Raw genomic sequence first — 18,031 nt, 5'->3', positions numbered from 1 at the left:
CTTTGCGTGTTTTTAGTTGTTTTTGTTTTCCGTGAATTTTTGTTTCGAAATTGACGTTTCCTATTCAGTTTTAAAAGATCTAATCACTTCTTTTTTCGCATCGGTTATCTCAACCGTGCCTGTTAATAATACCACTCACACATATTCATGTCAACGACTTTTTTTAACTTTATTTCAGTTATTTTGTCATCTCAAAGTTATGAGCAAGCCTAATTGATATTATCATTTCAACCACTCGATGTCAATCGCTAATTTCTAGCAAAATTAACTTTCTTCTATTCTATAGAATAGAAGGTTCTTTCTGAGTAGTGCCTGTTGATAATATCATTTACGCACCACAGTGTCAATACAATATTTCCAAGAAATGGAAAGTTTTTAGTGTTTTGTAAGGTGCTTATTCATAATAACACAATTTATAAGTATTATCCATCCAAAAATTCCAAAGTTTTTGCATTTTCTTCCACCAATCATATGTTTGTTGTTGCACAATCGAATCATCTCATATATAATAATTAACAGTTGCCCGAGTGGTGAAATTGGTAGACGCAGTGGACTCAAAATCCGCCGATAGTGATATCGTACCGGTTCGACTCCGGTCTCGGGCACCAAGTTAAATGAAAAGGCTATCCAAATTGGATAGCCTTTTTTGTATTATATTGACTTACTTTCAATTATATCAGCAAACTCTTCGATAAACTCCTTCAGTCCTTCTTCAGGTAAATGATGAACATAATCTTCTTCCTTATAATCATCAATATAGCCAGACATAATTTTATCTGGAAGTATATACCCAAGTCGTCTAGCTATATGTACTGCAAATGCATTAAATGCACTTCCATTTGCAGTAACGATGTTTCCATCTTCAACAACAGGTGCAGCAACAAAATTATCCGCTTCTATAAAAGGAAGTAATTCATGCATTTCTGCAAATAAAGAATCCGTATACTTTTTCCCTTTCAATAAACCTGCTTGTGCAAGAAATACTGGACCTGCACAAATTGCACCAATCAAAAAATCCTGCGTGTATTTTAAACTTTCTAAAAACGCTTTGAGCTTTTGATCTCGTAATGCTATACGAAAATCACTACACCCTGATAATACCAAACAATCATAATCATCAACAGAAAACTCATCTACTGTTTTATTAGGCATAACCTGAATACCCTCTTCACTTATTACAACCTCTTTACTTGTTGCGATAATGTCAGTAAATGTGTCACTATTCCAACGCAATACATAACTTAAACTTGATATTTCTTGCATACTAAATGCTGGATATACCAATAATGCAATTCTTTTATTCATAATATCCCTCTCTTTTTTTACCATTCTACCATATATAAAGAAAAGAGAGTTACACAACTCTCCTATGTTTTATAATTCAACTACGTGTTCATCATCTGCTTTTGGCAAGATTAAGTTTAAGATAACTCCAACTAATGCACTTAACGCAGTTCCTGATAATGTTGCAGCGCCACCTAATGGGAAAACAGCTCCACCAAGACCAACAACAAGCATTGCACTAGCGATAATTAAGTTTCTTTGTTTTGAGAAATCGACTTGGTTATCTACAAGTACGCGTAATCCATTACTTGCGATAACTCCATATAGCATAATTCCCATACCACCAAGTACACAATTAGGGATTGTTTGAATTGCCGCACTAACATATCCACAGAACGATAATACGATTGCAAAACATGCAGCTCCACCAATTACATAAACAGAACCAATACGTGTCATACCAATAACACCAGTATTTTCTCCATATGTTGTATTGGCTGGTCCCCCAATAAATGCACTAACTGCAGTAGCTACACCATCTCCAGTTAAGGTGCGATCTAACCCAGGATCTTTTAAGAAATTTTTTCCACAAATTTTTCCTAAAACCGTGTGATCACCAATGTGTTCTGAAATTGTAACAATTGCAACTGGTAACATCGCAAGTGTTTCAGGTCCAAAATATAAGTTATATTGTTTAAAGTCTCCCAGTGCAAATGGAAATGCAAATGCAGGCACTTCAAATAATTTCGCTGTTTCAAATGGTGAGAAATCTACAATTGGCTCACCAATTCCAAGCATTGGAATAACTAGTGCTGCAATATATCCAATAATAATTGCACATAGGAATGGAACAATCTTTAGAAAACCCTTTGCTTTCGTTGAAATTAATGCAGCAGATAAAAATGTAATAATTGCAACTAACATTTGACCTAACGTACCATCTGCTGTAAATCCAGCATTTCCCACAGCACTTCCTGCAAGTCCTAACCCAATAACTGCAATCATTGGACCAATTACAATTGGTGGCAACAACTTATCAATCCAGTTTTTTCCAATCACTTTAATAAGTAATGCAGCTCCCACATAAATCAAACCTACTAGCATTAGTCCAGTTTGTGCTGCTGAGATATCTCCATTCATAGAAAGAACTGCTGAATTTACGGCACCAATATAGGCAAACGAACTTCCTAAATATACAGGAACTTTCGCTTTGGTACAAAAGATGTAAATCAGTGTTCCAATTCCTGAAGCAAAGATTGCTACAGATACAGGATATCCTGTCAAGATTGGTACAAGAATTGTTGCTCCAAACATGGCAAACACATGTTGTACGCTCAGAAAAGCCCAAATCTTCGGTGATGGCTTTTCATCAATTTGAATAAGTAAATTATTCGTCTTTTCTGTCATTATGAATCCCCCTTATTTTCTTTCATTGACATTTTTACAATATAAAAATGGAGTTCCCCCCATTTTTAGTTTCTTTTTTTGAAGAATACTGGAATGCTATCGTCTTCAATCTCTTCGATTTCTACTTCGTTTGTACGTGTTGGTTGTACCGTTTCACGTTGACGAGCTGTAAAATCAAATGTTTCGATTGGATGTTCATCCACTTTCTTTTCAGGTTTTGCTTTAACTTCATCAGCAAAGCCCGTTGCGATTACCGTAACAATAATCTTATCTTGAAGTGCTGGATTGATCGCTACCCCAAAAATCGTATCGATATCTCCTCCTGCAGCTTCCTTAATATATTCAGTTGCGTCATCTGCATCATATAAACTTACGTTTTCACCACCAGTGATGTTAATGATTGCTTTTTTCGCTCCTGTAATTTTTGCTTCTAGTAATGGTGATTGAATTGCTTTATCAGCAGCAACTTTTGCTTTATCTTCACCATCAGCCATACCCACACCAATTAGTGCTTTTCCTTGGTCCATCATTGTTGTTTTAACATCAGCGAAGTCCAAGTTAATAAGTGCTGGAGCAGCAATTAAATCGGTAATTGTTTGTACACCTTGACGTAGTACATTATCTGCAGCTTCAAATGCTTCAATTAATGGTTTACGTCCAATCACTTCTAACAAGTTATTGTTTGAAACGATAATTAATGAGTCAACACTTTCCTTAAGTTCTGTTAATCCCATTTCGGCTTGTTTCATTCTTGTTCCACCTTCAAAACTAAAAGGTTTTGTAACAATACCAACCGTTAAAGCTCCTTCTTCTTTTGCAATTTTCGCAAATAGTGGTGCAGCACCAGTTCCAGTACCTCCACCAAGACCTGCAGTAATGAACACCATGTCACTACCTTTAATCGCTTCACGAATTTCATTTTCTGTTTCTAAAGCAGCTTTGCGTCCAACTTCTGGATCACTACCAGCTCCTTGACCTTTTGTTACTCCCATACCAAGTACAATTTTATTTTCTACTGGAGAAGTATTAAGTACTTGTAAGTCTGTATTAGCGACAAAGAATTCAACTCCTTGTACACCTTCATTAACCATACGATTCACAGCGTTACAACCTCCGCCTCCGACTCCGAAGACCTTTATTGTAACTACTTTCTTGAATTCATTATCACTCATCCTGAGTTTCCCTCTCTTTCCTATTTGTTTAATAAAATTTTCTTTAACTTCTTCGTGAATGCATTGTCGTCTTCTTTTTGTAACTGACGAACACTTTCGGTTGAAATTTCAACACCTTCACTTTGCATATGTACAAGTGCTTGCAATTTTTTATGTGTATAAATCGCTCCAAGCACTGCACTGTAACAACTTCTTCTTGTTCCTATCGTTGAAGGAATGTAAACTGAACAATCCAATATGAATCGATCTTTTATACTTTCCATACCTAAGATATCTGCTCCCGAACCAGCTAGCACCATACGGGCTTGTCCAGTTTGAGCAATCATCTCATTGGCTTCATTGACACCAACAATCCAATGTTGCAATTCTTCTTCAATTGCACTATATATTTCTTTTCGCGTAATTTCGCGATACTCTTCTTTTTCACTGTAAATATAGATAATAGAATCATCTCTTTCATATGTTGGAAAAATCGCTGACTCTTTTAATAAGTCTGTCGCTTCTTTCTCTGTAAGTCTAAATTTACGACGAATTACTTGTGCAAGTCTCTCATAACCAAACCCTAGAGATTCACATCCCATAAATCGACCTTTGTAAAATAACGCTAAATCGGTATCGTACTTTTCAAAATTTGTGAGCACAACATATTTGTCCATCGATCCTTCAATAATTGCTGCTTCTTCAGCAATCGCATATGTATCTAAACAAATATCAGCTACTCGTAGTCCTGCATTTTCTACACATAAGACAAATTCATGAACTACTTCCTGTTTTGCACAAATAAAATCAATATCCATTGTTAACGTTTCTGAGCGTTCATCAACGGGTAATGTTCGAGAAGCAATACCTCCATTTATATATGTGATTGAACCTATATTTACAAATTCATATCCATCAATTTGGAATGAATCGATCGCTTTTTCTATTCCTAAACGTGCATGACTTGTACGGATTCTACGACTGCCTTCTTCAATTGGCACGTTTACTCTTCGCTTAATGCATTTCACATCTGCAGAAGGTATACACAAAATAATACTTTTTAGGCGAAAACCTAAGCTTTTCTCCACTGCATCCAACATCGTTACGATTGAAGCAGCAACAACTGTTGGGTTCACAATTCGTTTCTTTTGTATTCCGTCGGTCTTGACGCGTTCAACTTTTAATGGATTGAACCGCGACATATAGAATTCCCCTATAATCAAGCGTAGCTCATCATCTGCTAATTCCAAACTAGCATAATACTGTTTTGCCTGCATCGCTTAACCTCCATCCTTACTTAACATTAATTCTATCACACTTTGTTATACAAAAAAACTCTTTTCCACAGGTGAATCACATATTTTTTCATTCATTCTGTCACAAAGCAAGATTTATTTTCATTTAATTCATAAAGTTCATTTTCGAATTACGTATTTTTATGATTGGCTTTATAAATATGAATCTACATCTTCTGATTTTATGTTGTTTTCATAAACTTTCACCTTTCTTACAATAGGTGAATTTTCTTCTTGATTTTTAATTTTAGAAATGATATTATTACGAAGCAGTTAAAAGTACGAAAGGAGGTTTTCAAATGTCAAGAAAATGTGCAATCACTGGAAAAGGGCCATTATCAGGTAACAAACGTTCACACTCATTACGTGCAACTAGACGTAAATGGAACGTAAACCTACAAACAGTTAGAGTGATGGTAGATGGAAAACCAAAGAAAATTAAAGTTTCCGCTCGTGCTTTAAAAACACTTAAAGCAAAACAAGCTATCTAATGAAACAAAAAGCGTGTTCATAATTGAGCACGCTTTTTTCTATGTATTTGCATCATCACTTTCAATCACAATGACACGTCCACTATGCACTTCGAGTACCGCATATGGTTCTATAATCTCATTACTAACCGTATAAACATCTTTGCTGGAAAGCTTTCGATGCACTAATGGATATTTCACACCTTGCAAAGTAACTTCACTATCCTCGCAAGCAAAGAATGAAAGATATGTCGTACGTTTATCCATACGATACTCTCCTACTTCTAAAGGGTAGATATAATTTTGTGAATCAAAAATCGCAAAGTTTAGTTTTTGATATGCCATCAAATTATAGATTGCAATAAAGTGATCCATACGCCCACCAATCACACCAGTAAGCGCAACTTCATCATAATGTTCAAGTGCAAACTTTAGTGCATGTTCACTATCACTGTCATCTTTTTCACTTTCTAACTGAATAAGAGTTGTAGCTTCCTTAAGTTGTGCGAATTGTTCACTTGAAATAGAATCAAAATCTCCAATCGCATAATCCATTGGAATATTCTTTTCAAGTAAAACCAAGGCTCCTCCATCCACACCAATATAATGTACATCTTTATTGTAATGTACATCTTTTGTCATGTTTGCACAAAGGATTACACGTTTCATACTAATGATTGGATCCTCTCTTCAATATCACCTTCGAATACATAAGATCCAGCAACAAGTACATCAACACCAGCCTTTTTACAAAGTTCTCCAGTATCTTTATTAATTCCACCATCCACTTCAATTACATAATTCAAATTGTGTTCTTTTCGGTATGTATCAAAGTATGCAATTTTATCTAATGCTTCAGGCATGAATGATTGTCCACCTTTTCCAGGTTCCACACTCATTACCAACACCAAGTCAACAGAAGCTAAGTATGGCAAGATATTGGCAATTTGCGTACCTGGACGCGCAGTGATACCTGCCTTGCATCCTTGTCTTTTTATACTAGCAATCAATTGATGAATTTCATTTTCACTATCAAGGGATTCAACATGAAATGTAATCATATCCGCTCCTGCATCAATCATCTGTTTCGCTACTTTCACTGGTTGGTCCACCATAATATGAACATCCATAAATAAATTGGTTGCCTTCTTAAATCCTTTTAACACATTTGGACCAAAGGTAATCGCATCAACAAAGTGACCATCCATCACATCAAAGTGAAGCCATGGTGTGTTTGCTTTTACAACTTGTGCAAGTTGCGTTTCAACCTTTGCATAATCCAGTGATAACACTGATGGTGCTACAATAACTTTTTTCATCTTTATTCCCCCTACCGTTTATTTTGAATCATTTTCACCACTTCTTTATAGTGATCATAACGATACTTTACAATTTCTTTATCTTCAACAGCTTCCAGTACTGCACACTGTGGTTCATTTATATGAATACAATCATTGAACTTACACTTTCCCACATAAGGCACAAAATCAGGTACGGTATGCGCAAAGATATGTACATCCATATTTTCTAAATCCAGTGATGAGAATCCTGGTGTATCTGCTACCCATCCATCATTGATTTCAAATAGTTGAGTGTGACGGGTTGTATGTTTTCCACGTCCTAGTGCTTTTGAAATTGCTTGCGTTTTAATTTCCAAGCGATTATCAATACGATTCAATAGACTTGATTTACCAGCTCCACTTTGTCCGGTCAGAACACTAATCTTCCCTTTAAATGCAGCCTCAATATCTTTTGTGTCAAATTCTTTACCGTTAACATATACTTCGTATCCACCTTTTTTGTAGTCTTCGATGTATCCATATACAGGATCACTTTCATCTTCAATCATATCCATCTTCGTGATAACTAAAACAGGTGTGATTCCTTCATAAGAAATCAAGAAAATCAAACGATCAATTAATACAGTAGAAAAATCGGGATCTTTGGCACTCATCACAATAATTGCCTGATCTACATTTGCAATTAAAGGACGCACAAGTTGATTTTTACGTTCATGTATTTTTTGAATTCCATAAATGTCATCCATTTTTTCAAAATCCACAATATCACCAACAACAGGACTAACGCCTTTTCGTAGTTTTCCCATTGCTTTTGCATCATAGGTAATTCCATCGCTATAGATCTGATACTGATTTGAGATAATTCGAATGATTGTTCCTTGTTTCATAGATCCCCTTTTCTTAATTAATCTTGGTAGTAATACAATGTTACAGTTGCACCATCTTTAATGGTTGAACCAGCTTCTGGACTTTGCTTAATTACGGTTTTGATTGGACTCGTATCGCCATCTGGACGATCGATTACTTCAAGTTTTACTGTATATCCAGATCCACTCAATTCACTTTTTGCAGCTTCGATTTCCCAACCAATGACACTTCGTAAAGCAGAGTCACTTTCCCCTTTAGAAACAACAAGGGTAATTGTTGCATTCTTACCAGGTTCTACTAAGTCACCTTCTGATAAGCCTTTTTGTTCAATAATTTGTCCTTCTGCAAAATCAGAAGATTCTTTTTGCTCAACAGAAACCACAATTCCTTGTGCTTCAAGGATTGGTTTTACTTCACTAAGTTGTTTACCAACATAGTTTGTAATCATGAAGTATTTTCCTTTACTTACGGTAAAGGTAATTGTCTTTTTCTCGTTTGGTTTAATTTTTGTACCTTCGCTAAGTCCACTTTGACTAAGAATGGTTCCTGCTTCATCATCTTCAGTAAATTCTTCTTTGACTTCCACTGTAATGTTGTTGGCTTCTAATTTTGATCGAATATCATCGATATTTTTACCAACATAGTTTTCAATTACAAAATACGTTCCACCACTAATTGTTATGTTAATCTTTGAACCCTTTGCAACCTTGTCTCCTGCTTTTTTCGATTGCTTGAATACTTCACCTTCTTGAATCGAATCATCTTCAGTTACTTCCGTAGTCACTTTACCAAGTTCAAGACCATATTTTTTCAATACATCTTCTGCTTGATCTTTTTCATATCCTTCTAGATTTGGCATTTCTACATATTCAGTAGGTCCAAATCCATCAATTGCTCCTGAGAAATATACACCTGCTGTCGTTGCACATGCAAGTAAGAATACAAGTGCTGCAATTGCAATGATTTTTGCTTTCTTTGATAGCTTTTTCTTTGCTGGTTTTACTTCTTGGGCAGCAGTTTGTGCATCATTTTGTGCAGGTATTTTTGCTTTTGCGGTTTCATCAAATACCACAGTTCCATCATTTGGTGAATCTGAGTCATCAAAGACAACCTTTGCGACATTGGCCATTTCTGGTGCCAAACATACTTCTAAATCAAAAAGCATATCATTTGCTGAAGCATAACGGTGCTTTTTATTTTTAGCTGTTGCTAGAATGATGATGTTTTCCACACTTTGAGGAATTTTCTTATTAAAATCACGTACGCTAGGAATGTCTTCACGCATGTGCTTCATCGCAATTTGCACTGGGTTTTCACCATTGAATGGAACATCTCCAGTAAGCAATTCATAAAACACAATCCCTAGTGAGTAAATATCCGTTTGTACAGTTGCTATTTCACCACGTGTTGTTTCTGGTGCAATATAATGTGCACTTCCTAAAACAGAATCACTTTGTGTTAATTGCACTGCATCATGAGCTAGCGCAATCCCAAAATCCGTAATCTTTACGGTTCCATCGTCTTTTACCAACACGTTTTGCGGCTTGATATCGCGGTGAATAATATTGTTTTCATGTGCGTGTGCAACTGCGCTTGTCAGTTGTTTCATAATTGAGACTGCTTCATCAACTGGCAAAGCACCACGTTGGCGAATCAATTGTTTCAATGTTTTTCCACGTACATATTCCATTACGATATAACTACGTCCATCATACTCTCCAACATCATATACTTCTACGACATTTGGATGGTGCAATTTACTTGTTGCACTTGCTTCACGTTGGAAACGGACCAAGGCTACTGGATCTTTTCCTGCATCTCCTCGTAAAACTTTAATCGCCACTTCGCGATTTAGTATTGTATCAATTGCTAAATAAACATCTGCCATTCCACCTGACCCAATGGAAGACACAACCATGTAACGGTTGGCAATCATCGTTTGTTCACTCATTATGCACCCTCCTTTTCCGCAACGATAATCGTTACGTTATCATAACCACCAGCTTCATTACTTGCTAAGATTAGTTCATGTACTTTATCTTCAATCGAGATTTCTTGTTGCAGAATACTTTGGATTAATGCAGCAGACACAAATCCATGTAACCCATCACTTGAAACCATAATAGATTGATAATTATTTTTTATTTTGTTGATTGATGGATCCACTTTATTCCACACACCTAAAGCACGTGTAAGCATGCTACCTTTTGGATGAGAACTTGCTTGCGAAACACTAACTTCACCTGCTTGTACCAAATCACTTGCTAAGTTATGGTCTTCAGTCAAGGCAATCAATTCTCCATCGTACATAGCGTACACTCGTGAATCTCCACAGTGGAAAATAAACGTTTCATTTTGCGAGAATAAGACACCTGCAACAGTTGTCCCCATTCCTTTATAATCCACATTCGTAGTACTCGCACGGAATACTTCATCGTTTGCTTTTTCAATTGCATAGCGTAACCACTCTTTGGTTTGATTTATGGTTTTGCTAACTTCTTTGTTTTCGAATTCTTTGGCAATTACTTCTTTTGCCATAAAACTTGCAACATCACCAGCATTTCCACCACCAATTCCGTCGCAAACAATCATGATGGATTCTTGATTCGCATTTGTTCCATAGAACAAACTATCTTGATTCATTGTTCGAACCTTACCACGATCGGTCGTTCCATACATTCGTATCATTGTTTACCTTCTTTCATTTCATTAGCTCTTAATTGTCCACAAGCAGCATCAATATCTCCACCATGCTCCTTGCGAATCGTACAACGTACCCCAAGTTTCATAAGTTCATCATAAAATGTCATTGCATGTTCTCTACTAACTCCTTGAAAACCTTGTTCATCAACACTATTATAAGGAATTAGATTCATATAGTAATGATGTCCTTTCAATAGTTTTGCAAGTTGTTTTGCATGTTCTTTACTATCGTTTACACCTTTCAATAATATATATTCAAAAGTTAAGCGACGATTGTTGTATGTTTCATATACATCAAGTGCTTTCATCAACTCTTCTAATGGATAAGCTTTATTAATTGGCATTAATTTATTTCGCAATTCATTATTTGGTGCATGTAGACTAATTGCTAGATTGTATTGTTTTTGTTCTTTTGCAAACCGTTCAATCATTGGCACAATTCCACATGTACTTATCGTAATATGACGTGCCCCGATTGCTAAACCATTATCATCATTCATAATGCTTAGAAACTTCATCACATGATCATAATTATCAAATGGTTCTCCAGTTCCCATAACAACAATATGACTGACACGATCTTCGTCTTCATCAAGTTCACGTTGAACATACATGATTTGATCAACCATTTCAGCAGTCGTCAAATTTCTTTGTTTTTTGAGTAGTCCACTCGCACAAAAAGCACAAGCCATATTACATCCAACTTGTGTTGTGACACAGACACTCTTTCCATAATCAAAACTCATCAATACAGTTTCAATTAACGCATCATCTGCTAAAGCAAATAAATACTTTCTTGTTCCATCTTTCGATACTTGTTTTTTCACTAAACGTAAGTTCGAAATACTGTATTGCTCATTAAGGATTTGTCTTGATTCTTTATTTATATCACTCATCGCATCGAAGTTTGTAACATGTTCTCGGTATAACCAACGAAAGATTTGCTTTCCTCTAAATGGTTTCCATCCATGTGTTTTTGCCATCTCTTGCATTTCAAGTGCATCTAAATTGTAAATACTATCTTTCATATTTCTACATTTACCATTCTTTCCTATCAATGAAATCGTCCTTATTCTTCCATTTTTCGCATCTTACATATAAAGAAACCATCGCTATCATACGTAAATGGGAAAATCGTTTCCTCTGAAAGAATTTCCATATCTGGATGTGCTTCTATAAATGATTTAATTTGTAATTCATTTTCCTTTTTATTTAAGGTACATGTTGAATACACCATTTCACCACCTGGTTTTAAAACGATGTATGCTTGTGCTAAAATTCCTTTTTGTGTTTTGATGATACCATCCATATCTTCAGGTTCCATAAACATCTTAATCTCATTTTTGCGTTTTAATGTTCCATATCCACTACAAGGTGCATCAACTAAGATTTTATCAAAACGATTTGTTTCAAAGTGTTCACTTGCCTTTGTTGCATCCATTACTTGATAATCCACATTGATACATCCAAGTCGACGCATTGTTGCTTTTACTAATTCTAAACGGTGTGGATGTATATCAGTCGCGATAATTTTCCCACGATTTTTCATAAGTGCAGCCATATGCCCAGTTTTACTTCCTGGTGCACTACACATATCAAGAACAACATCATCTTCTGTTGGATTAAGTGTTAAAGCAACCATTTGACTAGCTTCATCTTGGACACTTGTACGTCCATATTTAAAATCTTCTGTAGCTGCAATGCTTCCTTTTTTAAAATATAAAGCAACTGGTGAAAGTTTTCCTTCTGTATATTGATTACTTTGCATCAATTCCTCTTTGGAAGATTTAATGGTATTGATACGTACTGTCTGGTTAGGAATATGTAAGGAATCTTCGCATAATTGAATCGTTGTTTCCATTCCATATTGTTTTGCCCACATACGAACAATCCAGGTTGGAAATGATGTGCGAATTGCTAATTCTTCAAAATCATCACCTTCAATTGTGCGTTTTCCTTTGCGTTGTACTTGGCGTAAGATGGCGTTCACAAATCCAGCATATTTTCCTTCGTATTTTCCTTTTGCGATTTCTACTGCATCATCAATGATGGCGAAATCTGGAATACGGTCCAAAAAGAACATTTGGTAAACACTCATATCAAGCAACAACTTGATTTCTCGTTTTACTGGTTTTTCTGTATAGTCTTTCCATTGGTAATTGATGTATCGATAATTTTGCAATGTTCCATATACAATATTAGAAATAAGTGCTTTATCGCGATCATCAAATCCAACAAGTTCTTTCTTTAATAATAAGTTACTGTATTTACCATGAATGGCAATTTCAATTAACAGTTCAAATGCTTTTTTTCTAACGCTCATAGCCACCCTCATCCCGTAGGATTCGCCTTTCATTTTTTCTTACCTATCATACCACAAAACCATCCTTTATAGATAGCAAGCGATAGTTATTCCAAAAACAATGGATTGATATCTATTTCCAATTTGCTCTTGCATTTATTTTTTAATAATTCATTTTTTATAAAGTGCACAGATGCGATTAATTCATCAAGATTTGCACACTTTAAGATTTTACGAACACGTAATGTATCTTTTCTTTTTTGTAATTGCACTGCTCGTAAATGATGCACATTTGGATAATCAAACACTTCAAAACAAGTATCAATATCCTGATAAATTTGGTCCACTTTATCATTGGTAAAGATCAAACTTGCTAAATACGTGTATGGTGGATATTTCCCCAAATGACGAAATTGCATCTCTTTTTTAAAGAATGTATCGTAGTCTTGATTTTGCGCGCAACGAATTGCATAATGCTCTTTTTGGTATGCTTGCATGATAACTTCACCAATTTTATCACCACGTCCACTTCGTCCACTTGCTTGTACAAGCAAATCAAAAGTGACTTCTACACTACGGAAATCTTCTCGTTGTAAACTTGCATCTGCATTTACAATACCAACAAGTGTTACATTTGGAATATCTAGTCCTTTTGCGATCATTTGCGTACCAACTAAAATATCATATTTATGTTGCTCGAATTCTCTTAATACAACTTCATGCATATCTTTTCTTCGCATCGTATCCTGATCCATTCGCACGACACGTGCTTGTGGAAATAATTCATCTAGATATTCTTCTAACCGTTGGGTACCAAAACCTGAAGTGGATATATTTTTGCTTCCACAACTTGAACAAACAAAATATGCTGGTTCATGATATTCACAGTAATGACAAACCAAACGATTGGTTTGTTTATGATAATTCAGTGCAATATCACAGTGTGGACATTTTTTAACTTCCCCACAATCTAAACAACGTAAAACCGGAGTATATCCTCTACGATTTAGTAGTAAGATTACTTGTTCATTTTTTTCTAAGCGCTCATAGATTGCATTTTTAAGTGAAACGGAAAGTAGTGCATCGTGATCGTGCTTCATACTTTCTTTCATATCCACAACATGCACAACTGGCATATTCTTATGAATACGTTCCTTTAATTCCAATAATTGGTAATTTCCTTTATATGCACGTGCATACGATTCTAATGAAGGGGTTGCACTTGCTAGTACAATTGGACAATCATGATATCTTGCACGCTCAATTGCTAAATCTCTACAGTGATAGCGTGGTTGACTATCTTGTTTATAACTTGCATCATGCTCTTCATCTAATACAATAAGTCCTAGTTGTTCAAAAGGCATAAATACAGAACTTCTTGTTCCGACAACAATTTGTACCTTCTTTTCTTTTACTAACTTATATTGTTCATACTTCTGCTGATTATTTAAATTGGAATGATAAATAGCTACACTTTTTCCAAACCGACAGGTAACACGTTCTACCATTTGTGCAGTCAATCCTATTTCAGGAACTAATATCAACACTTGTTTTCCTTGTGCTAATACTTCACTAGCTAATTGTAAGAAAATCTCTGTTTTTCCACTACCCGTTACTCCGTGTAGTAAATGCACATGATGTCCTGCAATTGCCTTAATTTTATCAAGTGCTTGTTGTTGGGCTTCTTGAAGTTTGAAATGATCACATGCAAGATTGATTTGTTCAACTTCTGCTTGCTTTTCTTCTTCTTGCAACACAACAATTCCTAACTCAATAAACCGTTGTAAACAACTGTATCGTTTGTTGAAATCTTGTCGTTTTATCTTTGGATGCTCTTGAAGATAGGCAAGCGCTTCTTTTTGTTTTTGTCCTTTTACTTCTTTATCTTGTTGGTATATCACATACACTTCTTTACGAATGTTTTGCTTTGTTGATTTTGGTTTTAACTTACTTGGCAACATTGCTTGAAAACAACTCATAACACTTGCTACACAGCGATTTGCCATAAATCTAGCCAAATGAAAAGCTTCTTCGTTCAACAAAACATCCTCATCGATAACACTATCAATTGCTTGTACCTTATATGGTAAAGCATCGAGTTCTGTCTTTGGCATCTCGTATACACGATCGATGATTCCAACGATTTTCCTTCCAGCAAACATGATGTAAACACGCATCCCTTTTTCTACGTTGTATTGATTCACTTTGTATAAATAACTTTGATCTACAGCCATTGCTGTATATTCAATGTAAATATCTGCTACTTTTTCCATGAAAATATCTTACCACAAAAAAGAAGAATAGATGATTCTATTCTTCCCCATTTGTATTTGAAACCACTTCTTTTAAACTTGCAGCTAATCCTGTTAGTTTTTGAATTTCGCTTGGAATAATCAATTTTGTTGATTTACCGTTTGCAACTTTAGCAAGTGCTTCAAGTTCTTTAATTTTTACAGTTGCTGCATTTACATCAGCTTTTGATAATGCACTAAGTCCATCAGCAGTTGCTTGTTGTACTTCACGAATAGCTTTTGCTTGCCCTTCCGCTTCTAATACCATAGCAGCTTGACGACCTTCTGCTTCACGAATTTGACGTTCTTTAAATGCTTCGGCTTGAAGAATTGTACTTTCTTTTTCCCCTTCAGCAATAAGAATTTGACTTTTCTTTTTCCCTTCCGCTTGTAAAATTGCTTCACGACGTTCACGTTCTGCCTTCATTTGTTTTTCCATCGCATCTTGAATTTCACGCGGTGGCAAAATGTTTTTTACCTCAACACGGTTTACTTTAATTCCCCATTTATCAGTCGCTTCATCTAAGATTGCACGCATTTGTGTATTGATTACATCACGACTTGTTAATGTTGCATCTAAGTCCAATTCCCCAATTAAGTTACGTAATGTTGTAGCTGTTAAGTTTTCAACAGCCATCATTGGATTTGTAACTCCATATGCATATAGTTTTGAATCCGTAACTTGGAAATATACTACTGTATCAATTTGCATCGTTACGTTATCTTTCGTAATTACTGGTTGCGGAGGAAAATCCACAACATGCTCTTTTAATGAGATTTTTTTAGCAACGCGTTCAATCAGTGGAACTAAGAAGTGTAATCCTGTTCCCCAAGTCACGCGGTATGCCCCTAAACGTTCAATAACATAAGACTCCGATTGTTTTACCACACGTACGTGTGCTCCTACTAATGCGATAATAACAATGATAAATACTAAAATCATAATTAATTCCATTTTATTTTTTCTCCTTATTTACGAGTACTGTAACACCTTTAATTTCGTGCACATACACTTCATCATCCTTTTTCAATGGTTGATGTCCGATGTTTTTGGCTGCCCAATCAACACCATCAAGTTGTACTCGACCCTCTTTTGTAAGTTCATTAAAGTCATGTAATACAATTGCCTTTTTACCTATCACATCATCTATGTTTGTTTTGATTAGATTTGGTTTGATTTTTTTCATCGCATATGGTCGTAATAACGCCATCGTTACTAACGAAACCACAATGAAAGCAATAAGTTGGCCAGTAAAACTCACACCTGCCAAACTTAAAAACACGCAAACCAAACTACCTGCTGCAAACCAAATGGCGACAAGTTGTAAAGATGCCGCTTCTAATGCACATATGACAAGAAAAGCAATCATCCACCCTATTACGTATGATTCCATATGAAACCTCCTATGACCATTTTATGACATAATTAGTCAAAAGTACACAAAAACCATGCAATCACTCCCGTCGGAATCATTACATGGTCTGTTTTAAAGATTGGAATATCCCATCAAATATGTATCAACTGCTTTGGCTGTTTTCTTTCCTTCTTGCATTGCCCATACAACTAAGGATTGTCCCCGTGATGCATCACCACTAACAAATACTCCTTCGATATTTGTCGTAGAACCATCGATTGTTTGGATAACGCCACGTTCGTTTTTTTCTAATTCAAAATTTTCGAAAATGTTTGACTCCACACCAACAAACCCAGTAGCAAGAAGTAGTAGATCACATGCAACTTTTTTTTCACTTCCTGCAATGTAACTTGGTCGCATATTGCCATCACCATCTTTTTCCCACTGTAATGAGCAAATCACAACTTGCTTGATTGCATGATTTTCATCAGTGATGATTTCTTTAATCGTCACTTCATAAAGTCGAGGATCTTGGTCAAACATAGCAATTGCTTCTTCTTGACCATAGTCCGTTTTCTTCACTTTTGACCATTCTGGCCATGGATTATCATCCATTCTTGATGCTGGTAATTCTGGCATCATTTCTAGTTGAACAACAGAAGCGCACGATTGGCGAATTGCCGTGGCTACACAATCATTTCCAGTATCTCCACCACCAACAATCACGACATGTTTATCTTTTGCATCGATAGTTAATGGATATGTATCATCTAACAGATGTTTTGTACTGTGACTTAAATAATCAACTGCAAAGTGTACACCCTTTGCATCTGTATGTTTAACTGAAAGGTTTCTAGGTTTACTTGAACCTACTGCAAGAATGATTGCATCATATTCTGCTTGCAATTGTTTAACTTTTTGCGTTGTATCAATATCCGTTGATAAATGAAAGTGAATACCTGCTTTTTCCATCAATGCGATTCTACGGTTAACAATCGCTTTATCTAATTTCATATTCGGTATTCCATACATCAGTAAACCACCAGCGCGATCACTTCTTTCATAGATATGTACTTCGTGATGACGACTATGCAACTGTTGTGCACAAGCTAGACCACTTGGACCACTACCAATAATCGCAACTTTCTTTCCTGTATATTGTCTAATATTAGGAAGTTTAATTAACTGATGTGCAAATCCATATTCAATTAGAAACTTCTCATTTTCACAGATCGTAACAGCATCTCCATGAAGCGAGCATGTGCATGCTTTTTCGCATGGGGCTGGACAAACTCGACTTGTAAATTCGGGAAATGGATTTGTCATCAACAGACGCTCTAGTGCTATTTCATAGTTTTTTCGATATAGTAAATCATTCCATTCTGGAATGACATTATGTAAAGGACAACCACTACTCATACCAGCAATCTGCTTGCCATACTGACAAAATGGAACCCCGCAATCCATACAACGACTTGCTTGTATTCGACGGTTTTCTTCTTGTAAAGGAAGATGAAATTCTTGATAGTTTTTTATGCGATCTAAAGGTGCAATCGTTTTTGTATCTTTACGCTCATATACGAAAAATCCATCTGGTTTTCCCAT

General features: G+C 35.7%; 16 protein-coding genes and 1 tRNA gene. 2 read left to right on the top strand and 15 right to left on the bottom strand.

Annotation, left to right across the window (positions count from 1 at the left end; translation table 11 throughout):
* The first annotated feature begins 521 nt into the window (after positions 1 to 521).
* Positions 522 to 608: transfer RNA gene (locus tag EDD63_RS06780), tRNA-Leu, on the top strand.
* Positions 609 to 651: 43 nt separating this feature from the next.
* Here EDD63_RS06780 and EDD63_RS06775 read toward each other — a convergent pair.
* From EDD63_RS06775 to EDD63_RS06760, 4 genes are all read right to left on the bottom strand, one after another.
* The gene (locus EDD63_RS06775) at positions 652 to 1,305 is read right to left on the bottom strand and encodes a DJ-1/PfpI family protein (protein WP_134169785.1); all 654 of its coding nucleotides are present in this window, start codon (positions 1,303 to 1,305) and stop codon (positions 652 to 654) included.
* A gap of 69 nt (positions 1,306 to 1,374) precedes the next feature.
* A complete protein-coding gene (locus EDD63_RS06770; protein WP_134169783.1) occupies positions 1,375 to 2,691 on the bottom strand; it encodes a uracil-xanthine permease family protein in 1,317 nt (438 codons plus the stop codon).
* A 65-nt stretch (positions 2,692 to 2,756) separates the two neighbouring features.
* Complete coding sequence (gene ftsZ, locus EDD63_RS06765; protein WP_134169781.1) at positions 2,757 to 3,863, bottom strand: cell division protein FtsZ; 1,107 nt, start codon at positions 3,861 to 3,863, stop codon at positions 2,757 to 2,759.
* Between the two features lie 20 nt (positions 3,864 to 3,883).
* On the bottom strand, positions 3,884 to 5,119 hold the full coding sequence (locus EDD63_RS06760) for a cell division protein FtsA (RefSeq protein ID WP_134169779.1): 1,236 nt from the start codon (positions 5,117 to 5,119) through the stop codon (positions 3,884 to 3,886).
* A gap of 317 nt (positions 5,120 to 5,436) precedes the next feature.
* Between EDD63_RS06760 and rpmB the strand changes: the two genes are divergently transcribed.
* Positions 5,437 to 5,628 carry a 50S ribosomal protein L28 gene (gene rpmB, locus EDD63_RS06755; protein WP_134169777.1) on the top strand — a complete coding sequence of 64 codons (192 nt, stop codon included), beginning with the start codon at positions 5,437 to 5,439 and terminating at the stop codon, positions 5,626 to 5,628.
* Between the two features lie 39 nt (positions 5,629 to 5,667).
* Here rpmB and EDD63_RS06750 read toward each other — a convergent pair whose 3' ends face one another.
* The 11 genes from EDD63_RS06750 to EDD63_RS06700 all read right to left on the bottom strand — a co-directional run bounded on the left by EDD63_RS06750 (position 5,668) and on the right by EDD63_RS06700 (position 18,031).
* Positions 5,668 to 6,276 carry a thiamine diphosphokinase gene (locus EDD63_RS06750; RefSeq protein WP_134169775.1) on the bottom strand — a complete coding sequence of 203 codons (609 nt, stop codon included), beginning with the start codon at positions 6,274 to 6,276 and terminating at the stop codon, positions 5,668 to 5,670.
* Positions 6,273 to 6,926 (bottom strand): ribulose-phosphate 3-epimerase, encoded by a 654-nt coding sequence (rpe, locus tag EDD63_RS06745; protein ID WP_134169773.1) that lies wholly within the window; start codon positions 6,924 to 6,926, stop codon positions 6,273 to 6,275. Before rpe ends, EDD63_RS06750 begins: the two co-directional genes overlap by 4 nt.
* 11 nt (positions 6,927 to 6,937) lie before the next feature.
* On the bottom strand, positions 6,938 to 7,795 hold the full coding sequence (gene rsgA / locus EDD63_RS06740) for a ribosome small subunit-dependent GTPase A (protein WP_134169771.1): 858 nt from the start codon (positions 7,793 to 7,795) through the stop codon (positions 6,938 to 6,940).
* A gap of 17 nt (positions 7,796 to 7,812) precedes the next feature.
* A complete protein-coding gene (pknB, locus tag EDD63_RS06735) occupies positions 7,813 to 9,726 on the bottom strand; it encodes a Stk1 family PASTA domain-containing Ser/Thr kinase (protein ID WP_134169769.1) in 1,914 nt (637 codons plus the stop codon).
* Positions 9,726 to 10,463, bottom strand: coding sequence for a Stp1/IreP family PP2C-type Ser/Thr phosphatase (locus EDD63_RS06730; protein WP_134169767.1), 738 nt, complete (start codon positions 10,461 to 10,463; stop codon positions 9,726 to 9,728). The genes pknB and EDD63_RS06730 overlap by 1 nt, the downstream gene beginning before the upstream one ends.
* On the bottom strand, positions 10,460 to 11,506 hold the full coding sequence (rlmN, locus tag EDD63_RS06725; protein ID WP_134169765.1) for a dual-specificity RNA methyltransferase RlmN: 1,047 nt from the start codon (positions 11,504 to 11,506) through the stop codon (positions 10,460 to 10,462). Before rlmN ends, EDD63_RS06730 begins: the two co-directional genes overlap by 4 nt.
* Before the next feature lie 41 nt (positions 11,507 to 11,547).
* A complete protein-coding gene (gene rsmB / locus EDD63_RS06720; RefSeq protein ID WP_166667572.1) occupies positions 11,548 to 12,801 on the bottom strand; it encodes a 16S rRNA (cytosine(967)-C(5))-methyltransferase RsmB in 1,254 nt (417 codons plus the stop codon).
* A gap of 86 nt (positions 12,802 to 12,887) precedes the next feature.
* Positions 12,888 to 15,053, bottom strand: coding sequence for a replication restart helicase PriA (priA, locus tag EDD63_RS06715; protein ID WP_134169761.1), 2,166 nt, complete (start codon positions 15,051 to 15,053; stop codon positions 12,888 to 12,890).
* Between the two features lie 37 nt (positions 15,054 to 15,090).
* A complete protein-coding gene (locus EDD63_RS06710; RefSeq protein ID WP_134169759.1) occupies positions 15,091 to 16,026 on the bottom strand; it encodes an SPFH domain-containing protein in 936 nt (311 codons plus the stop codon).
* Between the two features lies 1 nt (position 16,027).
* Positions 16,028 to 16,465, bottom strand: a complete 438-nt coding sequence (locus EDD63_RS06705) for an NfeD family protein (protein WP_134169757.1) — start codon at positions 16,463 to 16,465, stop codon at positions 16,028 to 16,030.
* A gap of 93 nt (positions 16,466 to 16,558) precedes the next feature.
* Positions 16,559 to 18,031: a glutamate synthase subunit beta gene (locus EDD63_RS06700; protein ID WP_134169755.1), complete on the bottom strand. Its 1,473-nt coding sequence runs from the start codon at positions 18,029 to 18,031 to the stop codon at positions 16,559 to 16,561.

Source organism: Breznakia blatticola, assembly GCF_004365815.1.
Taxonomy (GTDB): Bacteria; Bacillota_I; Bacilli_A; order Erysipelotrichales; family Erysipelotrichaceae; genus Breznakia; species Breznakia blatticola.
This window is presented reverse-complemented; position numbering and strand designations above follow the sequence as displayed.

What these genes read in the sequence shown, in the direction of transcription:
- EDD63_RS06775 (WP_134169785.1), bottom strand. Translation starts at nt 1,305, where the DNA reads ATGAATAAAAGAATTGCATTATTGGTATATCCAGCATTTAGTATGCAA.
- EDD63_RS06700 (WP_134169755.1), bottom strand. Translation starts at nt 18,031, where the DNA reads ATGGGAAAACCAGATGGATTTTTCGTATATGAGCGTAAAGATACAAAA.
- pknB (WP_134169769.1), bottom strand. Translation starts at nt 9,726, where the DNA reads ATGAGTGAACAAACGATGATTGCCAACCGTTACATGGTTGTGTCTTCC.
- rpmB (WP_134169777.1), top strand. Translation starts at nt 5,437, where the DNA reads ATGTCAAGAAAATGTGCAATCACTGGAAAAGGGCCATTATCAGGTAAC.
- rsmB (WP_166667572.1), bottom strand. Translation starts at nt 12,801, where the DNA reads ATGAGCGTTAGAAAAAAAGCATTTGAACTGTTAATTGAAATTGCCATT.
- rpe (WP_134169773.1), bottom strand. Translation starts at nt 6,926, where the DNA reads ATGAAAAAAGTTATTGTAGCACCATCAGTGTTATCACTGGATTATGCA.
- rlmN (WP_134169765.1), bottom strand. Translation starts at nt 11,506, where the DNA reads ATGAAAGATAGTATTTACAATTTAGATGCACTTGAAATGCAAGAGATG.
- EDD63_RS06730 (WP_134169767.1), bottom strand. Translation starts at nt 10,463, where the DNA reads ATGATACGAATGTATGGAACGACCGATCGTGGTAAGGTTCGAACAATG.
- EDD63_RS06710 (WP_134169759.1), bottom strand. Translation starts at nt 16,026, where the DNA reads ATGGAATTAATTATGATTTTAGTATTTATCATTGTTATTATCGCATTA.
- EDD63_RS06770 (WP_134169783.1), bottom strand. Translation starts at nt 2,691, where the DNA reads ATGACAGAAAAGACGAATAATTTACTTATTCAAATTGATGAAAAGCCA.
- EDD63_RS06760 (WP_134169779.1), bottom strand. Translation starts at nt 5,119, where the DNA reads ATGCAGGCAAAACAGTATTATGCTAGTTTGGAATTAGCAGATGATGAG.
- EDD63_RS06705 (WP_134169757.1), bottom strand. Translation starts at nt 16,465, where the DNA reads ATGGAATCATACGTAATAGGGTGGATGATTGCTTTTCTTGTCATATGT.
- EDD63_RS06750 (WP_134169775.1), bottom strand. Translation starts at nt 6,276, where the DNA reads ATGAAACGTGTAATCCTTTGTGCAAACATGACAAAAGATGTACATTAC.
- rsgA (WP_134169771.1), bottom strand. Translation starts at nt 7,795, where the DNA reads ATGAAACAAGGAACAATCATTCGAATTATCTCAAATCAGTATCAGATC.
- ftsZ (WP_134169781.1), bottom strand. Translation starts at nt 3,863, where the DNA reads ATGAGTGATAATGAATTCAAGAAAGTAGTTACAATAAAGGTCTTCGGA.
- priA (WP_134169761.1), bottom strand. Translation starts at nt 15,053, where the DNA reads ATGGAAAAAGTAGCAGATATTTACATTGAATATACAGCAATGGCTGTA.